This window comes from Arthrobacter sp. 179, from assembly GCF_052379645.1.
Classification (GTDB): Bacteria; Actinomycetota; Actinomycetes; order Actinomycetales; family Micrococcaceae; genus Arthrobacter_H.
On the sequence record NZ_JBQSYU010000012.1, the window covers coordinates 24,889 to 42,854 of the forward strand.

Sequence of the window (17,966 nt, forward strand, 5' to 3'; positions counted from 1 at the left end):
CAGTAAGCAACGAAGGAATCGACATGACCCAGGGATCCAATTCAGGCGCAGGCCGCGGCAATCAACGCCGGTCGACGCCCGGCCAGGGTGCCGGGCGCGGCGCTTCCGGACGACGACAGGACGGACCCAAGCAGGGCCCGAAATCAGGGGGCAGCTACGGCGCCAAGAAGCAGGGCGCAGCCAAGAAGGACCAGTCATCCTCGGCCCCGCGGGGGCCCCAGGCCTTCGGTGGCGAACGCTTCGGCCGGAACCTGGGACCGGTGAAGAAGAACCGCCCGGCTCCCCAGCGACGGACGACTCCGCGCACCGAACCGACGCAGGACCAGGACGGCGTGCGTCTGCAGAAGGTCATGGCCAACGCCGGGGTGGCGTCACGCCGGGTCAGCGAGGAGATGATCACCGCCGGACGGGTGGAGGTCAACGGTGAGATCGTCACCGAGCTCGGCATCCGGGTGGACCCGGGCTCCGAGACCATCCATGTGGACGGCATGCGGATCCAACTCAACGAGACGATGAAATACCTCGTCTTCAACAAGCCGCGCGGCGTCGTTTCCACCATGGAGGACCCCGAGGGACGGCCCTGCGTCTCGGATTTCCTGCGCAAGAAGGGCGAACGCCTCTTCCACGTCGGCCGTCTGGACGTGAACACCGAGGGACTGCTGTTGCTGACCAACGACGGGGAACTGGCCAACCGGCTGACCCATCCCTCCTACGAGATCCCCAAGACCTACCTGGTCCAGGTGCCCGGACCGATGGCCCACGGGGTGGGTGCCGAGATGAAGAGCGGCATCAAGCTCGAGGACGGCATCGCCAGCGTGGACTCCTTCAAGCTCGTCGATTCCACCCCGGGCAAGGTCCTGGTGGAGGTCGTCCTGCACTCGGGCCGCAACCGGATCGTCCGCCGGCTCTTCGACGCCGTCGGCCACCCCGTCAAGCGCCTGGTGCGCGTGCAGATGGGCCCGATCCGTCTGGGTGACCAGAAGCAGGGCACCATCCGCCAGCTGGGCAACCACGAGGTCGGCCACCTGCTTTCCGAAGTAGGTATGTAGCAGGTGGTTGCCGCACATCTTCCAGGTCCGGTACTGGTGATCGGTACCGGACTGCTCGGCGCCAGCGTCGGTCTCGGCCTGAGCCGGCTCGGCGTCCAGGTCTCGTTGGCCGACACCTCCCCGACCGCCGCACGGGTCGCGCAGGACATCGGTGCGGGCACCCTGTACGAACCCGGTGTCTCACCCGAGCCGCTGCTGGTCGTCGTCGGCGCGCCGCCGGACGTGAGTGCTGCGGTGGTCTCCGATGCCCTGCGGGCCCATCCGGGGGCCACGGTGGTGGACATCGCCAGCGTGAAGACCTCCATCCTGCGGGCCTTGAGGGCCGATGACCGGCTGACCGAGGCCGACCTGTCCCGCTACGTGGGGACCCACCCCATGGCCGGGCGGGAGAAATCCGGTCCCGCGGCCGCCCGCGGTGAATTGTTCACCGCCATGCCCTGGGTCGTCTGTGCCCACCCCGGGTCCCGGGAGGCCAGCGCCGTCATCGCGGCGGACCTGGCCATAGACCTCGGCGCCACCGTGCACCGGATGGAAGCCGCCGAACACGATGCCGCCGTCGCACTGATCTCGCATTTCCCGCAGATCGCCTCCTCGCTGTTGGCATCGCGCCTGCTCAACGCCCCGGCCCATACATTGGCCCTGGCAGGCAACGGGCTGCGCGACACCACGCGCATCGCGGCCTCGGATCCCCGGCTGTGGATCCAGATCCTGAGCAACAACGCCCCCGAGCTGGTGGGCATCCTGCACGGGTTGCGGGAGGACCTGAACCGGCTGATCTCCACGCTGGAGGACCCCGAGGGCCCCGGAGCCCTGTTGGACCTGGCGGAACTCATGGGGGAGGGCAACGCCGGTCAGGCACGCATCCCCGGCAAGCACGGGTCCCCGCCGCAGGCCTTCGCCGTGGTCACCGTCATCGTGGACGACCGCCCCGGGCAGATCGCCCAGCTGTTGGCCGACGTCGGCGACGCGGGAATCAACCTGGAGGACCTGAGGATGGAACACTCCTCGGGCCATCAGGTCGGCATGGTTGAAATCTCCGTTTTACCCGGGCGCAGCCAGGAACTCATGGAAGCCCTCACCGAACGCTCATGGAAGGTAGTGCAGTAAGTGCAGAATCTAGTGGTGGCCATCGACGGCCCGTCAGGCAGCGGAAAATCATCGGTCTCCAAGGAGGTGGCCCGCCGGCTCGGCGCCGCCTACCTGGACACCGGGGCGATGTACCGGGCGCTGACCTATGCCTGCCTGGAGGCCGGGACCGATCTGCAGGATGCCGAAGCAGTCACCGCAGCGGTGAAGGCGGCCTCCGTGCAGATCGGCACCGAGACCGATACCGAACAGGTGATGGTCAACGGGGCCGACGTCAGTGAGGCAATCCGTGCACCGCACGTGTCGGAGGCCGTTTCCTCCGTCGCCGTGATCCTGGAGGTCCGGGCCGAACTGGTGCGTCGTCAGCAGGAGATCATTGCCGCCCACGAGCGCATCGTCGCCGAAGGCCGGGACATCACCACCGTGGTGGCCCCCGAAGCGCCGGCCCGGATCCTGCTCACCGCGCGTGAGGAAGTGCGCATGGCCCGCCGCGGCCTGCAGCTCGGCGGCACCCAGAGCGGGGAGGACCTGCAACGCCAGGTCGTCGCCCGGGACGCCAAGGATTCCACGGTCACCAGTTTCACCACTGCGGCCGACGGCGTGGTCACGGTCGATTCCTCCGACCTGGACTTCGAGCAGACGGTCCAGGCCGTGCTGGGCGTCGTGGAAGCCGTCGACGCCCCGGCCTGAGGACCCACGGGCCCCAAGCGTGCAAAAATAGTAAGTGCTTCCGCGTACGGCGGAAGCGGCGAACAAAGGAAACCCCTGAACATGACCGATCACGCCGCCGTTACCGGCGACGGAGACGAATACGTCCCCTCGGGAGAGGACCACGTCGCCGAAAAACTCGAACTGATCACCGATGAGGAAGCCGAGCAGCGCGCCGCTTCCCTGCGGGAAGGCCTGTCCGACTACGAACTCGACGACGAGGACACCCGGCTGCTGTCCCACCTCGACGACGATGATTTCGAAGAGGTCGAGGAGAAGGCGCCCCCGGTGGTGGCCATCATCGGCCGCCCCAACGTCGGCAAATCGACCCTGGTCAACCGGATCATCGGCCGCCGCGAAGCAGTGGTCGAAGACGTTCCGGGAGTCACCCGCGACCGGGTGTCCTACAACGCCGAGTGGAGCGGACGCGATTTCACCCTCGTGGACACCGGCGGCTGGGAACACGATGCAAAAGGCATCCACGCCCGGGTCGCCGACCAGGCCGAAATCGCGGCCGAGCACTCCGACGCGATCATCTTCGTCGTCGACTCCGCCGTCGGGGCCACCGCCACCGATGAACTGGTCGTGAAGATGCTCCGCCGGCAGAAGAAGCCGGTGTTCCTCGTGGCGAACAAGGTCGACGGCGAAGCCCAGGAAGCCGACGCCGCCTCCTTGTGGAGCCTGGGATTCGGGCAGCCCTACCCCGTGTCCGCCCTGCATGGGCGCGGTACCGCCGATCTGCTCGATGACCTGTTGGATAAGCTGCCGGCCTATTCGGCGGTCAGCGCGCTGATCCCCACGGGAGGACCGCGCCGCGTGGCGCTCATCGGGCGACCGAACGTGGGCAAGTCCTCGCTGCTGAACAAATTGGCAGGAACCGACCGCGTCGTCGTCGACGACACCGCCGGAACCACCCGGGACCCGGTGGACGAACTGGTCGACATCGGTGGACGCACCTGGCGCTTCGTGGACACCGCGGGGATCCGACGCCGCCAGCATATGGCCGTCGGCTCCGACTACTATGCCTCCCTGCGCACCCAGTCGGCCCTCGAGAAGGCCGAAGTCGCCGTGGTCCTGTTGGCCGTGGACGAGGTCCTCAGTGAACAGGATGTGCGGATCCTGCAGACCAGCATCGACTCGGGACGTGCCCTGGTCCTGGCCTTCAATAAATGGGACCTGCTCGACGACGAACGCCGGCACTACCTGGAGCGGGAAGTTGAACACGACCTGGCCCATGTCGATTGGGCCCCGCGCGTGAACATCTCGGCGGCCACCGGCTGGCATAAGGACCGGCTCGTCCCGGCCCTGGACCTGGCCCTGGAGTCCTGGGACCGCCGCATTCCCACCGGCAAGCTCAACGCCTTCCTCGGCGAGCTCGTGGCGGCGCACCCGCACCCGGTCCGCGGGGGCAAGCAGCCACGGATCCTCTTCGCCACCCAGGCCTCGTCACGGCCGCCGCGCTTCGTGCTGTTCACCACCGGATTCCTGGACCCCGGGTACCGCCGGTTCATCACCCGGCGGCTGCGGGAGACCTTCAGTTTCGAAGGCACACCCATCGAGGTCAGCATGCGCGTGCGTGAGAAGCGTGGGCGGTCAAAGTAGAACGGAAAATAGGGTAGAGTAGCCGAGGAGCTTTTCGCAGACGGCACCCGCCCCTCGAGGACGGGAGAACGGCTGCGGAACCGCCGGGCTATGGCGCAGCTTGGTAGCGCGCCTGACTGGGGGTCAGGAGGCCGTGGGTTCGAATCCCGCTAGCCCGACCGGCTAAGAAGGACCTTGTCAGAACGAACTATCGTTCAGGCAAGGTCCTTCTTGCCGTGCTCTGCTCCACGGGGCCGGAACCTCTTCCGCCCCCGGTTCCGCGTCCGGGGAGGCCGCGGCCGGCCATGGGCCCCGAAGTGCCCCGAAGCGTCAGCGTGAACCGTCCGCACCCGGATCGTGACCACCGGCTTGCGTCGAGGGATAACCGGTAGGCTAGGCTGGATAAAACACAAAGTGGGCGCGCCATTTGGGCGTTATGGCCCCCGGTGGCCGAAGTAGGGACATGGCATTTCAGGGAGGAAACACATGAGTGGCGAAAACCGTTGGGAGGACACCGCTGCGGACCGCAAGGAATCTGCTGCGGAAACCACCAGCATCGGCCTGCCTCCGACCACTGACGAGGTCTCTCCCGAGACCTCGCTGTCGACGGAGGAGCGCTCCTCCGTCAACGCCTTGCCCGAAGGTTCCGCCCTGCTGATCGCCCATTCCGGACCGAATCGCGGTGCCCGGTTCCTGCTTGACGGGGAACTGTCCACCGTGGGCCGGCACCCCGAAGCCGATATCTTCCTCGACGACGTCACCGTCTCGCGGAAGCACGCCCAGTTCCGCCGGGACGGCGAGGGGTTCCAGGTCGTCGACTCCGGCAGCCTCAACGGCACCTATGTCAACGGCGACCGGGTGGACGCGGTCCGCCTGCGCACCGGCTCCGAGGTCCGCATCGGCAAGTTCCGCCTGACCTTCTACTCGGGGACCGTCCCCACGACCGCCGCACGGCAGGACTGACGGTCATCCCTGTGGTTTCATCCGCGCACTCCCGCCGGGGTGTCGGCGTAGGCGCCGACACCTCCCGGCCCAGTGTGCTCAACATCGGCGAGGTCCTCACCGAACTCTCGGCGGACTTCCCGCAGACCACGGCCTCGAAGATCCGCTTCCTCGAGGAAAAGGGGTTGATCACCCCGCAGCGCACCGCCGCCGGATACCGCAAGTACACGGCCACGGACATCGACCGGCTGCGCTTCATCCTGTCCCTGCAGCGGGACCAGTACCTTCCGTTGAAGGTCATCAAGGATTATCTGGACGCCGTCGACCGGGGTGAACGCCCCGACCAGTTGGCCAGCGGGCTGACCTTGACCCCGCGCAGCGTGACCGACCAGTTGGCCCAGGAGATCGCCGGGCACACCCGGCCGCTGACCCGGGCCGAACTCCAAGGGGCCACCGGGGCCTCGGACGACCTGGTCTCCGAGCTGCTGGCCTACGGCATCATCTCCGAGGACGACCAGCGCTTCGACGAACATGCCGTGCGCATAGCCACCGCCAGCGCCAAGCTGGCTGGACACGGGATCGAACCACGGCACCTGCGTGGCTTCCGCGCCGCCGCGGACCGTGAAATCGGATTGGTCGAACGGGCCGTCGCCCCGCTGGCCAGTCGTCGTGACGTCTCCTCGCGCGCCAGCGCGGCGGAGACCGCGCGCGAAATCAGCGACGCCTGCCTGGCCCTGCATAGCGCCCTGGTCAACGGCTCGATCGCAAAGATGGACCACTAGGCGCTGCAGGAGGAACCCATGCGAGAACTGATGCTCGTCGGAGTCCGGATCGAACTACCCTCCAACCAGCCGTTGGTACTGCTCAAGGAAATCGACGGCCCCCGCCACTTGCCGATCTGGATCGGCACCCCCGAAGCCTCGGCCATCGCCATGACCCAGCAGGGGATGGGCACCCCCCGGCCGATGACCCACGACCTGCTGGAGACCATCACCTCGGCACTGGGCCACCCCCTGGTGGAGGCCCGGCTGGTGTCGGTGAAGGAAACGGTCTTCTACGCCGAACTGGAGTTCGACGGCGGGGCCACCGTGGACTCGCGGGCCTCGGATGCGATCGCCTTCGCCCTGCGGGCCGGATGCCCCATCACCTGCGCCGAGGAAGTACTGGAGGAGGCGGGGGTCCTGGTCAACGACGAGGGCTCCACCGAAGAGGCCGCAGAGGACCAGGTGCGCGAATTCCGCGAGTTCCTCGCCGACGTCGAACCCGAGGATTTCGACAAGTAGCGACACGCCCTCAAGTTAAACTTGAAGGTCTTTGACGTGGGACTGGTTCAGCCGTACCGTCAAAGCATAAGAATCCCATTGCTTCGCTGTCCCATCACTCGGCACAGTGGACGGCATCCGATGCCGCCACGGTTCCCCGACAGCTGGCAAACTCCCTATTGGGGGGAGTTTTCAACTAGGAGGGTCCACGTGAGTCCGATAGGTGAGCATAGCGGGGCGTCAGGCCCCGGCCAGACGGGCGCCGGAGACAATTCCCAGGGCCTGCTGTTCACCGAGGACCTGCCCGTCCTGGACGAAGGGGCGGGATACCGGGGCACCGTGGTCTGCAAGGCGGCCGGGATCACCTACCGCCAACTCGACTATTGGGCCCGGACCGGGCTGGTCGAACCAGCCGTACGCGGGGCTGCAGGCTCCGGCAGCCAGCGCCTCTACAGCTTCCGGGACATCCTGGTCCTCAAGGTCGTCAAGCGGCTGCTGGACACCGGGGTCTCCCTGCAGCAGATTCGTTCCGCCGTCGTGCACCTGCGCGAACGAGGTGTGGAGGATCTGGCCCAGATCACCTTGATGAGCGACGGGGCCTCCGTCTACGAATGCACCTCCGCCGACGAGGTCATCGACCTGGTCCAGGGCGGACAGGGCGTCTTCGGCATTGCCGTGGGCCGTGTCTGGCGCGAGGTCGAAGGCAGTCTGGCCGAACTACCCAGCGAGCATGCCGTCGTCGAGGAAGAGGTCTTCCCGGGCGACGAATTGGCCCGCCGTCGTGCGGCGAAGAAGTCCGCCAGCTAGAGACGTCATCGGTTCCGGTCCGTGGAACCGGTCAACGAGGAACGGCGCGCATCCCCGGGAAGGGGGTGCGCGCCGTTCCTCGTCCGGGGCCGGGAAGCCCCTAGCGCGACGTGGTGGTGCTGTCCGGTCCGGTGCGCAGCCCGGCCAGGAGTTCATCGAAGCGTTCCGCCGACTGGCGGGCGGCGTCGCCGGGCCATTGGTGGACGGGGTAGGCGGCACCCTGGATCTGCTGCCAGTTCGCCTGGTCGGGCAACACGGGGGAGAGCAGTGCATCACCGAACATGGTGCGCATCTCCTCGAGCCGGAAACGCTGCTCGGCCGAGGACTGGCGGACCCGGTTGGCCACCACCCCGGCGGTCTGCAGTCCCGGGACGAACTCGCTGCGGAAGAGTTCCAGGGCCCGCAGGGTGCGTTCGGTGCCGGCGACGGAGAACAGGCTCGGTTCGGCGACGAGGAGCACGTCGTTGCTGGCGGTCCAGGCCATGCGGGTCAGCCCGTTCAACGAGGGCGGGCAGTCGATGAGCACCAGTTCGTACCGTGTCTGGCGCGCGAGCAGCTGTTTCAAGCGGCGCAGATGGCGCAACCGCAGGTCGGGACGGTCGTAGATGCCGCTGAAGGCCCCGCCGACGGCCACGTCGAGCACGGCCGGCCCGGTCTTGCCGGAGGACGCCGGGGCCCTGCCGGTCCACGGGCTGGGGACCGCTGCGGCGGTGATGTCGCCACGACGGGCGTTCTTCAGCAGGTGTCCGATGTCGTTGTCACCGTTGGGTTCCACGCCCAGGCCGGTACTGGCATCGGCATGTGGGTCGAGGTCCACCACCAGGGTCGGGATACCGGCGGCCAGCGCCGCCGACGCCAAACCGAGGGTGACCGACGTCTTGCCAACGCCACCCTTGAGACTGCTGATGCTCACGACCTGCACGGAACGGACCACGACCTTACTGTTTTTTTACGCTGATTCGGCTCCCAACCATCATAGGGTGGCCCCGCCGTTCGGCGCCTCCCCCTGCCACGGTGTGGCTCAGGTCATGAAGAAATAGAGTTTTAGCTGTGTGATGGCCCACTGTAAGGTGAGCGCAGGCTTGAATCTACGCTTCGCGCCTGACGCACGGAGGCAAAACCCCCCGAGACCCGGGGAGACCGTTGCGTTCGTCCTGTCCGAACAGACACCATGCAGGAGAACCATGTTTTCAAAGGTTTTGGTAGCCAACCGCGGCGAAATCGCGATTCGCGCATTCCGTGCCGGCTACGAATTGGGAGCCAAGACGGTTGCCGTCTTCCCCTACGAGGACCGCGGATCCATCCACCGCCAGAAGGCCGACGAGGCCTACCAGATCGGCGAGGAGGGCCACCCGGTCCGCGCCTACCTGGACGTGGAGGAAGTCATCCGCGTCGCCAAGGACTCCGGGGCGGACGCGATCTACCCGGGCTACGGGTTCCTCTCGGAGAACCCCGATCTCGCCCGTGCCGCCGAGGAAGCCGGCATCACCTTCGTGGGGCCCCCGGCCGATGTCCTGGAACTGGCAGGAAACAAGGTCCAGGCGCTGAAGGCCGCCAAGGCGGCAGGAATTCCGACGCTGGCCTCCTCCGAGCCCAGCGACGACGCCGAATGGCTGATCGGCGAGGCCGATAAGATCGGCTTCCCCATCTTCGTCAAGGCGGTGGCCGGCGGTGGCGGTCGCGGCATGCGCCGTGTGGATACCCGGGAGGATCTTCCCGAGGCCCTGGACGCCGCCATGCGCGAAGCGGCCACCGCCTTCGGGGATCCGACCATGTTCCTGGAGATGGCCGTGCTGCGCCCGCGTCATATCGAGGTCCAGGTCCTCGCCGATGCCCACGGGGACGTGGTGCACCTCTTCGAACGGGATTGCTCGCTGCAGCGCCGCCACCAGAAGGTCGTGGAGATCGCCCCGGCGCCGAACCTGGACGAGGGCATCCGCCAGGCCCTCTACGCCGATGCCGTGAAGTTCGCCAAGGCCCTGAACTACCAGAACGCCGGAACCGTCGAGTTCCTGGTGGACACGGTGGGGGAGCGGGCCGGCGAGCACGTGTTCATCGAGATGAACCCGCGGATCCAGGTCGAGCACACGGTCACCGAGGAGATCACCGATATCGACCTGGTCTCCGCCCAGATGCGCATCGCGGCCGGGGCCTCGCTGACGGATCTGGACATCCGCCAGGACCAGCTGCATATCCGTGGTGCCGCCCTGCAATGCCGCATCACCACCGAGGACCCCGCCAACGGGTTCCGCCCGGATGTGGGCACCATCACCGTCTACCGGTCCGCCGGCGGCTCGGGGGTCCGGCTGGACGGAGGCACCATCTACACCGGTGCCGTGGTCTCACCGCACTTCGACTCCATGCTGGTCAAGCTGACCTGTCGCGGCCGGGACTACGAGGCCGCCGTACGCCGGGCCCGCCGCGCGCTGGCCGAATTCCGGATCCGTGGGGTGGCCACGAACATCCCGTTCCTGATGAACGTGCTCGATGACCCGCAGTTCATCGCCGGGGACGTCGCCACCGACTTCATCGATTCGCGCCCCGATCTGCTCGAGGGCAACCGCAGCCAGGACCGTGGCACCAAGGCATTGTCCTTCCTGGCCGATGTGACCGTGAACCAGCCCAACGGCCCGCGCCGTGAGGGCCTGGACCCGCGGCAGAAGCTGCCGTACTACCCGGGGGACAAATCCGACCAGCCGATGCGCAGCCCCTTCGACGGCCCCTCGGAGCACGAGCCCGCCGCCGGCTGGCGCCAGGTCCTTCTCGAACGCGGGCCCGAGGGCTTCGCCGCCGAACTGCGCTCGCGCACCGAACTGGCGGTCACCGACACCACCTTCCGGGACGCCCACCAGTCGTTGCTGGCCACCCGGGTCCGCACCCGTGACCTGATTGCCGCGGCCCCGGCCTACGCCCATACGCTGCCGCAGCTGTTCTCCATGGAGGTCTGGGGCGGGGCCACCTACGATGTCTCGCTGCGCTTCCTGGGCGAGGACCCGTGGAAGCGGCTCGAACTGCTGCGCGCCGAGCTGCCGAACATCCCGTTGCAGATGCTCCTGCGCGGTCGCAACACCGTGGGATACACCCCGTACCCCACCGAGGTGACCGATGTCTTCGTCCAGGAGGCCGCCGCAGCCGGGATCGACATCTTCCGGATCTTCGACGCCCTCAACGACGTCTCGCAGATGGCCCCGGCCATCAAGGCGGTCCGCGAGACCGGGACCGCGGTCGCCGAGGTGGCGCTGTGCTACACCGGGAACCTGCTCGATCCCGAGGAGAAGCTCTACACGCTGGACTACTACCTGGATCTGGCCCAGCAGATCGTCGACGCCGGCGCCCACATCCTGGCGATCAAGGACATGGCCGGGTTGCTGCGACCGGCGGCCGCCGCACAGCTGGTCACGGCGTTGCGCGAACGCTTCGACCTGCCGGTGCACCTGCACACCCACGACACCGCAGGTGGCCAGCTGGCCACGCTCATGGCGGCCTCCAACGCCGGGGTCGACGCGGTCGACGTCGCGGTGGCCTCCATGGCCGGGACCACGTCCCAGCCCTCGGAATCGGCGTTGGTCGCCGCCCTGGCCAACACCGACCGCGATACCGGGATCCCGCTCGAGGCGGCGGCCTCGCTGGAACCCTACTGGGAAGCCGTGCGCTCGATGTACGGGCCGTTCGAATCGGGGCTGCCCGGTCCGACGGGCCGGGTCTACCGCCACGAGATCCCCGGCGGCCAGCTCTCGAACCTGCGCCAGCAGGCCAAGGCGCTGGGGCTGGCCGAGCGTTTCGAGGACATCGAGGAGATGTACACCGCGGCCAATGCGATCCTGGGCCGGTTGGTGAAGGTCACCCCGTCCTCGAAGGTCGTCGGCGACCTGGCCCTGCATCTGGTGGGCATGAACGTGGACCCGAAGGAATTCGAGGCCAACCCGCAGGAATTCGACATCCCCGATTCGGTGATCCAGTTCCTCTCCGGCGAACTCGGGGATCCGCCCGGTGGATGGCCCGAGCCCTTCAGGACCAAGGCCCTGCAGGGACGCAACGTCAAGGTCCGGGTCGAGGAGCTCGAGCCCGAGGACCAGGAGGGCCTGGCCGGGGATTCGTCGACCCGCCGCCAGACGCTGAACCGGCTCTTGTTCGCCGGGCCGACCCGTGACTTCGAGAAGCTGCGGGCCGAATACGGCGACGTGTCGCTGCTGCACACCCGGGACTACCTCTACGGGCTGGTCCAGCACGCCGAACACGTGATCTCCCTGGGCAAGGGGGTGCGCCTGCTGGTGACCCTGCAGGCGATCTCCGAACCCGACGAGAAGGGCATGCGCACCCTGATGTGCACCCTGAACGGGCAGATGCGCCAGATCACGGTTCGCGACGACAACGTCGAATCCACGGTCAAGGCCGCGGAGAAGGCGGATCAGTCGAATCCGGGCCACGTGGCAGCACCCTTCGCCGGTGCGGTCACCGCAGCCGTCGAGGTCGGCGACACCGTCCCCGCCGGCGGCACCATCGCCACGATCGAGGCCATGAAGATGGAAGCAGCGATCACCTCGCCCGCCGGTGGCCGGGTGAGCCGTATCGCCATCGAAGGCACGGCCCAGGTCCAGGGCGGGGACCTCCTGGTGGTTCTGGAGGCCTAGGGCCGCCGTACCACCGCAGGACGGGACGTCCACCGACGACACGGTGGGCGTCCCGTCGGTGCGTTAGGGTGATGGCTGACGTTCCTACAGCCAGTACTTTCCGCAGAGGATGCCATGACCCAGCCGCACCAGAACCACGACGACGACGAAGCCCCGGAGACCCCGGAACCGGCTCCGCACGACGAAGTGGACCCGTCGGAGCCCAGAACCGACACCCCGGAGGAGGACCTCGGCGAGGACCTCAAATCCGCGGGGGCCGGCCATGGGGCCGCCGACCTGCCGGACCTCTCCGATTGGCAGCCGGTGGACCAGGACGAGGCAACGGCCGCGGATCCCTCCGATCCGCGCCCGCTGGCCCAGGGCATGGTCATCCCTGCAGCACCGACCGACCAGCAGGACCCCGGGGCCGGCACCGCCGGTCCGGTGGGGGGAACCCCGGGCCCCGGCCCGGCCACAGCCACCGCCACCGCCACCGCCTCCGCCGGCGTCGGGGCGGGAACCACCGCCGGAGCCGGCGCGGCCCCGCAGCCCAAGGCCCCCGAAAGTGCTTCGCAGCTGACGCCCGACCGGCTGCTCGAACCCCGGGACCGCGAACCCGTGGGCGGATGGCGTCGCCTGTTGTTCCGGGCCTCCTTAGGCCGGGTCAACGTCGGGGATTCGGACGCCGTGCGGATCCGCCGGCAGATGCAACACCGGATTTCGGCCCCCTTGCCCGGAACTACCCGCTACGTCCCCGTCCTGTCCCGGAAGGGAGGAGTCGGCAAGACCACGGTGACCACCCTGCTGGGCATGGCCCTGGCGCAGATCCGGGAGGACCGGGTCATCGCCCTGGACGCCAACCCCGACCGCGGGACGCTCAGCGACCGCTCGCCGGGCAAATCGGAGTTCACCGCCCGGAACCTGGTCCAACACCGTTTCAGCGTCGACACCTTCGCCAAGCTCTCCTCCTATGCCGCACGGGAAGGATCACGTCTGCACGTGCTGGCCTCGGACACCGACCCGCGGGTGGCCGAGGCGTTCGACGACGCCGACTACCGTGCCGTCACCGAGCTGCTTTCGAAGTACTACTCCATCGTGCTCACCGATTCCGGGACCGGGATGGTCCATACGGTCATGAAGGGCACCCTGGAGAAGGCCGATGCCGTCGTCCTGGTCTCCGGGGCCAGTGTCGACGAAGCCCGGTTGGCCTCCGAGACACTGTCCTGGCTGGAGGCCCACGGGCGCACCGAGCTGGCGAAGAATGCGATCGTGGTCATCAACCAGTCCTCCGGAACCGGTCGCGGGGTGAACGTCGAGGAGATCGAATCGCATTTTCGCTCGCGCGTCGCCACGGTCGTTCGGCTGCCGCATGATCCGCATCTGGCCGAAGGGTCCCGGGTCTCCCTGGACCGGCTCAAACCGGGCACCCGCGACGCCGTGATGGAGCTCGCGGCGTTGGTCGTGGACGAACTGAAGGGCTGAATCACTTGACGCATTATGACCTGGCCATCGTCGGATCCGGATCCGGCAATTCACTGATCACCGGTTTCTGGGACGATAAGAAGGTCGCCATGATCGACGCCGGGACCTTCGGCGGGACCTGCCTGAACGTGGGGTGCATCCCCACGAAGATGTTCGTCTACCCGGCCACCCTGGCCGCCTCCCCCCGGGAAGCGGCCCGTCTCGGGGTCGACTTGGAACACCGTGGAACCGACTGGCCGGGGATCCGGGACAGGATCTTCGGGCGGATCGATGCGATTTCGGCCGACGGTCTGCGCTACCGGGACCAGGAGCTCGAGAACGTCGACGTCTACACCGAGAGCGTCCGGCTGCGTGACCCGCGGACGCTGGTCACCGAATCCGGGCAGGTCATCACCGCCGACCAGATTGTTTTGGCCTCCGGCTCCCGGGCCGTGCTGCCCGAGGTCCCCGGTGTGGAGCTGCCCCAGGTCCACACCTCGGATACCGTGATGCGCCTGGACGCGCTGCCGGAACGGGTGCTGATCGTCGGTGGCGGCTTCATCGCCGCCGAGTTCGCCCACGTCTTCCATGGCCTGGGCTCCCAAGTCATCCAAGCGAACCGTTCCGCGGCCCTGCTGCGCCATCACGACCAGGAGATCTCCCGCCGGTTCACCGCCTCCGCCGCCCGACGCTGGACCCTGAAACTGGACCATGCCCTCAGTGCCGTCACCGAGAACGACGACGGAACCGTCACCGGGCACTTCGAGACCGCTGAAGGGCCCGTGGAAGTGGTCGCCGACGTCGTGCTGATGGCCACCGGCCGGGTGCCGAACTCGGACCGGATCGGGGCCGAAGCCGCCGGATTGGACCTGGAACATGACGGCCGGTTGGCGGTGGACGGGTTCCAGCGGGTGCTCTCCGGGGGCCAGGCGCTACCCGGGTGCTATGCCCTGGGCGATGCCTCCAACGAACAGCAGCTCAAACATGTCGCCAACCGCGAAGCCCGGGTGGTGGCGCATAACCTCGAACACCCCGGGCAGCTGCGCTCCACCGACCGGTCCTTCGTCCCGGCAGCGGTCTTCACCGATCCGCAGATCGCCTCGGTGGGACTGACCGGCGAACAGGCCACGGCCCGGGCGCAGGACCCCGAGGACGTCGTCACCGTCGTGCAGGATTATGGCTCCACGGCCTACGGATGGGCGATGGAGGACCAGGAAGGCATCCTCAAGCTGGTGGCCTCCCGGTCGACCGGCTTGTTGCTGGGGGCCCATGTGATGGGACACGAGGCCTCGATCCTCATCCAGCCGCTCATCCAGGCCATGGCCACCGGGCTCGGGGTCGTCGAGATGGCCCGGCGCCCCTACTGGATCCACCCGGCGTTGACCGAGGTCGTGGAGAATGCGTTGCTGGGCCTTGAGCTGCCCGCCGGGGAGGACGCACCGCTGTAGCGGAGCCGCACCGCAGCACACAAAAAGGCCGGGCCACGCACTGTGCGTGGCCCGGCCTGTTGTCTACCGGGGCTCAGGACGGCTTCTTGGCCGTGTAGATCTCCTCGACGACCGTTTCGAAGTCCTTGAGCACCTGGGCGCGCTTGACCTTCAACGACGGGGTCAGGTGGCCGGAGGCCTCGGAGAAGTCCGTGGGGACGATGCGGAAGGCCTTGATGGCCTCGGCGTGGGAAACCGTCTGGTTGGCCTTGTCGATGACGGCCTGGACGCTTTGACGGACCTTGGGGTGCTCGGCGGCCTGCTCCACGGTCAGCGATCCGAGCTGGTGACGGCCCAACCACCCGGGCAGGGCCTCCTCGTCGAGGGTGACCAGGGCGGAGATGAACGGGCGGTTGTCCCCGACCACCAGGGCCTGGGAGACGAGGGCGTCGGCGCGGATCTGGTCCTCCAGCAAGCCGGGGATGACGTTCTTCCCGCTGGCGGTCACGAGGATTTCCTTCTTGCGCCCGGTGATCTTCAGGAACCCGTCGGAATCGAGCTCGCCGATGTCGCCGGTGCGGAACCAGTCGTCGTCGAACGCCTCCGTGCGCAGATCCGGTCGGTTGTGGTATCCGGCCATGAGGCAGACGCCCCGGGTGAGGATCTCGCCGTCGTCGGCGATCTTCACGGCGTTGCCCGGCAGCGGCCTGCCAACGGTGCCGATCTTCAGCTTGCTCGGGGTGTTCACGGTGATCGGGGCGGTGGTCTCGGTGAGGCCGTAGCCTTCGAGGATCATCAGCCCGGCACCGTTGAAGAAGTGCCCGAGGCGTTCGCCCAGCGGGCCACCGCCGGACACCGCATACTGGATGCGCCCGCCCATGGCCTCGCGGATCTTCGAGAAGACGAGCTTGTCGAACAGGCCGTGGCGCAGCTTCAAGGCCAGCGGCACCGAGCCCTCGCCCTGGGCGCGGGAGAACTGGACGGCGGTCTTCGCCGCTGCGTGGAAGATCCTGGCCTTGACGTTGCTGGCATCCTCGGCCTTGAGCATCGAGGAGTTGTAGACCTTCTCGAAGACCCGTGGAACGGCCAGGATGAACGTGGGCTTGAAGCCTTGCAGATCCGGGAGCAGGTTCTTGATGTCGGGGGTGTGGGCGACCTTGGCGCCGCCGGCGACGGCCAGGACCGAGATGAAGCGGGCGAACACATGGGCCAGGGGCAGGAACATGATGGTCGAGGACCCCTCATGAACACATTCGGGCAGGGCTTCCTGGGCGTTGCGGGACAGTTCCACGAAGTTCAGGTGGGTCAGCTCGCAGCCTTTGGGGCGTCCGGTGGTGCCCGAGGTGTAGATGATCGTTGCCACGGTCTCGAGTCCCATGGAGGAGCGACGTGCCTCCAGTTCCTCGTCGCTGACCCCGGTTCCGGCCGAGCGCAGGACGTCGAGTCCATCGCCGTCCATCTGCCAGATGTGTCCGATGTCCTCGAGCTGCTCCTGGATGGAGGCCTGGCGGATCACGTTCTCGTGGTTCGGTGATTCCACGATGGCCGCTGCGGCCCCGCAGTCACCCAGGATCCAGGCGACCTGGCTGGGGGAGGAGGTCTCGTAGACCGGCACGGAGATGCATCCGGCGAACCAGATCGCGAAGTCGACCAGGGTCCATTCGTAGCGGGTCCGGGACATGATGCCGATCCGGGAGCCCTTTTCGAGCCCCGCGGCGATCAGGCCCTTGGCCAAGGCGCTGGCATCGTCCCTGAACTCCCGGGCCGAGACATCGATCCATCCGCCGTGACCGTCGGGCCGCGAGAACAGCATCGGGTTGGTCCCATTCGCTTTTTCCAGCACGAAATCCGTGGTGTTGGACGTCGCGGGGCTGACCACGAGCGGGGGTACGCTGAACTCTCGCACGATGTGCTCCTCTACTTCAGTAGGCTATTCAGATTGGACATCTGACGATGGGGATCGTCATCCAAGCATAGTGTGTTGCATCACTAACCTACTCGCTAGTAACTTATGGTGCCAACATCGGGCCAGGGAAGGGCATCGCCATGGGTACGGCACCGACAGCGGACCAGGCCATCGGGCTGGACATCGGCGGCACGAAGATCGCCGGTGGCGTGGTCGACGGGGCGGGGAACCTCCTGCACCGCGACCGGCGTTCGACCCCCGGATCGAGCCCCCAGGACGTCGAACTGGCAGTGCTGGACCTGGTGGCCGGCCTCCGCCGCTTCGCCCCCCGGGCCCCGATCGGCGTCGGGGCAGCCGGCTGGATGAATCCCGAGACGGGCACCGTGCTCTTCAGCCCGCATCTGGCCTGGCGCAACGAACCCCTGCGCGACCGGCTGGCCACCGTGCTCGGCGGGACGGTCTGCGTGGTCAACGACGCCGACGCGGCCGGCTGGGCGGAATATCGTTTCGGGGCCGGGCAGGGTGAACCGAACCTGGTGTGCCTGACCCTGGGCACCGGGATCGGCGGTGCGCTGGTCGCCGGGGGACGGCTGCGCCGGGGCCGGTTCGGGTTGGCCGGGGAATTCGGCCACCAGGTCATCCAACCCGGAGGCCACCGCTGCGAATGCGGGAACCGCGGTTGCTGGGAACAATATGCCTCCGGCAACGCCCTGGGGCGTGAAGGCCGTGAAATAGCCCGGGCCAACTCGCCGGTGGCCCACACGCTGCTGGACGCCGTGGAAGGGGACGTGGAGGCCATCAACGGGTCGTTGGTGACCGAGCTGGCAGCGGCCGGGGATCCTGCCTGCCAGGAGCTGATCATCGATGCCGGCCAGTGGCTGGGGCTGGGCCTGGCCAATCTGGCCGCCGCCTTGGATCCGGGGACCTTCGTCATCGGTGGGGGGCTGGGATCTGCCTCCACCCGGTTGCTCGAGGAAGCCGAGACATCGTACCGGAAGAACCTCACCGGACGGGGCTACCGGCCGTTCGCCGGCATCCGGCAGGCGGGGCTGGGGGCCGACGCCGGGCTGATCGGAGCCGCCGACCTCGCCCGGCAGGAAGCCGCCCCGAGCCGAGGGTGACGACCG

At 67.7% G+C, this 17,966-nt stretch carries 14 protein-coding genes and 1 tRNA gene; 13 read left to right on the forward strand and 2 right to left on the reverse strand.

The window, feature by feature from the left end; all coding sequences use genetic code 11:
* The first annotated feature begins 23 nt into the window (after positions 1 to 23).
* The 9 genes from ACT3UE_RS08990 to ACT3UE_RS09030 all read left to right on the forward strand — a co-directional run bounded on the left by ACT3UE_RS08990 (position 24) and on the right by ACT3UE_RS09030 (position 7,435).
* Positions 24 to 1,049, forward strand: a complete 1,026-nt coding sequence (locus ACT3UE_RS08990; RefSeq protein WP_444561756.1) for a pseudouridine synthase — start codon at positions 24 to 26, stop codon at positions 1,047 to 1,049.
* A gap of 3 nt (positions 1,050 to 1,052) precedes the next feature.
* Positions 1,053 to 2,156, forward strand: coding sequence for a prephenate dehydrogenase (locus tag ACT3UE_RS08995; RefSeq protein WP_444555124.1), 1,104 nt, complete (start codon positions 1,053 to 1,055; stop codon positions 2,154 to 2,156).
* Complete coding sequence (gene cmk, locus ACT3UE_RS09000; protein ID WP_444555123.1) at positions 2,157 to 2,825, forward strand: (d)CMP kinase; 669 nt, start codon at positions 2,157 to 2,159, stop codon at positions 2,823 to 2,825. It abuts the gene before it with no gap.
* Positions 2,826 to 2,906: 81 nt separating this feature from the next.
* Positions 2,907 to 4,445, forward strand: a complete 1,539-nt coding sequence (gene der, locus ACT3UE_RS09005; protein ID WP_444555122.1) for a ribosome biogenesis GTPase Der — start codon at positions 2,907 to 2,909, stop codon at positions 4,443 to 4,445.
* 84 nt (positions 4,446 to 4,529) lie between these two features.
* Positions 4,530 to 4,603 (forward strand) — tRNA-Pro (locus tag ACT3UE_RS09010).
* 307 nt (positions 4,604 to 4,910) lie between these two features.
* Positions 4,911 to 5,387, forward strand: a complete 477-nt coding sequence (locus tag ACT3UE_RS09015; protein ID WP_444555121.1) for an FHA domain-containing protein — start codon at positions 4,911 to 4,913, stop codon at positions 5,385 to 5,387.
* Positions 5,388 to 5,398: 11 nt separating this feature from the next.
* The gene (gene ftsR / locus ACT3UE_RS09020; protein WP_444561757.1) at positions 5,399 to 6,148 is read left to right on the forward strand and encodes a transcriptional regulator FtsR; all 750 of its coding nucleotides are present in this window, start codon (positions 5,399 to 5,401) and stop codon (positions 6,146 to 6,148) included.
* Positions 6,149 to 6,166: 18 nt separating this feature from the next.
* Positions 6,167 to 6,649 carry a bifunctional nuclease family protein gene (locus ACT3UE_RS09025; RefSeq protein ID WP_444561758.1) on the forward strand — a complete coding sequence of 161 codons (483 nt, stop codon included), beginning with the start codon at positions 6,167 to 6,169 and terminating at the stop codon, positions 6,647 to 6,649.
* Positions 6,650 to 6,847: 198 nt separating this feature from the next.
* Positions 6,848 to 7,435, forward strand: a complete 588-nt coding sequence (locus ACT3UE_RS09030; RefSeq protein WP_444555151.1) for a MerR family transcriptional regulator — start codon at positions 6,848 to 6,850, stop codon at positions 7,433 to 7,435.
* Positions 7,436 to 7,535: 100 nt separating this feature from the next.
* Here the strand turns inward: ACT3UE_RS09030 and ACT3UE_RS09035 are convergent, their stop codons facing one another.
* Positions 7,536 to 8,357 (reverse strand): ParA family protein, encoded by an 822-nt coding sequence (locus ACT3UE_RS09035; RefSeq protein ID WP_444555150.1) that lies wholly within the window; start codon positions 8,355 to 8,357, stop codon positions 7,536 to 7,538.
* A 262-nt stretch (positions 8,358 to 8,619) separates the two neighbouring features.
* Here ACT3UE_RS09035 and ACT3UE_RS09040 point away from each other — a divergent pair, with 262 nt between their 5' ends.
* The 3 genes from ACT3UE_RS09040 (at position 8,620) to ACT3UE_RS09050 (ending at position 14,954) form a co-directional block, all read left to right on the forward strand.
* Positions 8,620 to 12,066 carry a pyruvate carboxylase gene (locus tag ACT3UE_RS09040; protein ID WP_444555118.1) on the forward strand — a complete coding sequence of 1,149 codons (3,447 nt, stop codon included), beginning with the start codon at positions 8,620 to 8,622 and terminating at the stop codon, positions 12,064 to 12,066.
* 114 nt (positions 12,067 to 12,180) lie between these two features.
* A complete protein-coding gene (locus ACT3UE_RS09045; protein WP_444566590.1) occupies positions 12,181 to 13,527 on the forward strand; it encodes a MinD/ParA family ATP-binding protein in 1,347 nt (448 codons plus the stop codon).
* Between the two features lie 5 nt (positions 13,528 to 13,532).
* Positions 13,533 to 14,954 (forward strand): mycothione reductase, encoded by a 1,422-nt coding sequence (locus tag ACT3UE_RS09050; RefSeq protein WP_444566591.1) that lies wholly within the window; start codon positions 13,533 to 13,535, stop codon positions 14,952 to 14,954.
* A gap of 73 nt (positions 14,955 to 15,027) precedes the next feature.
* On the opposite strand, the gene ACT3UE_RS09055 is transcribed toward ACT3UE_RS09050, so the two are convergent.
* Positions 15,028 to 16,839 carry an AMP-dependent synthetase/ligase gene (locus tag ACT3UE_RS09055; protein WP_444555115.1) on the reverse strand — a complete coding sequence of 604 codons (1,812 nt, stop codon included), beginning with the start codon at positions 16,837 to 16,839 and terminating at the stop codon, positions 15,028 to 15,030.
* 140 nt (positions 16,840 to 16,979) lie between these two features.
* Here ACT3UE_RS09055 and ACT3UE_RS09060 point away from each other — a divergent pair, with 140 nt between their 5' ends.
* Complete coding sequence (locus ACT3UE_RS09060; RefSeq protein ID WP_444566592.1) at positions 16,980 to 17,960, forward strand: ROK family protein; 981 nt, start codon at positions 16,980 to 16,982, stop codon at positions 17,958 to 17,960.
* Positions 17,961 to 17,966 lie beyond the last annotated feature (6 nt).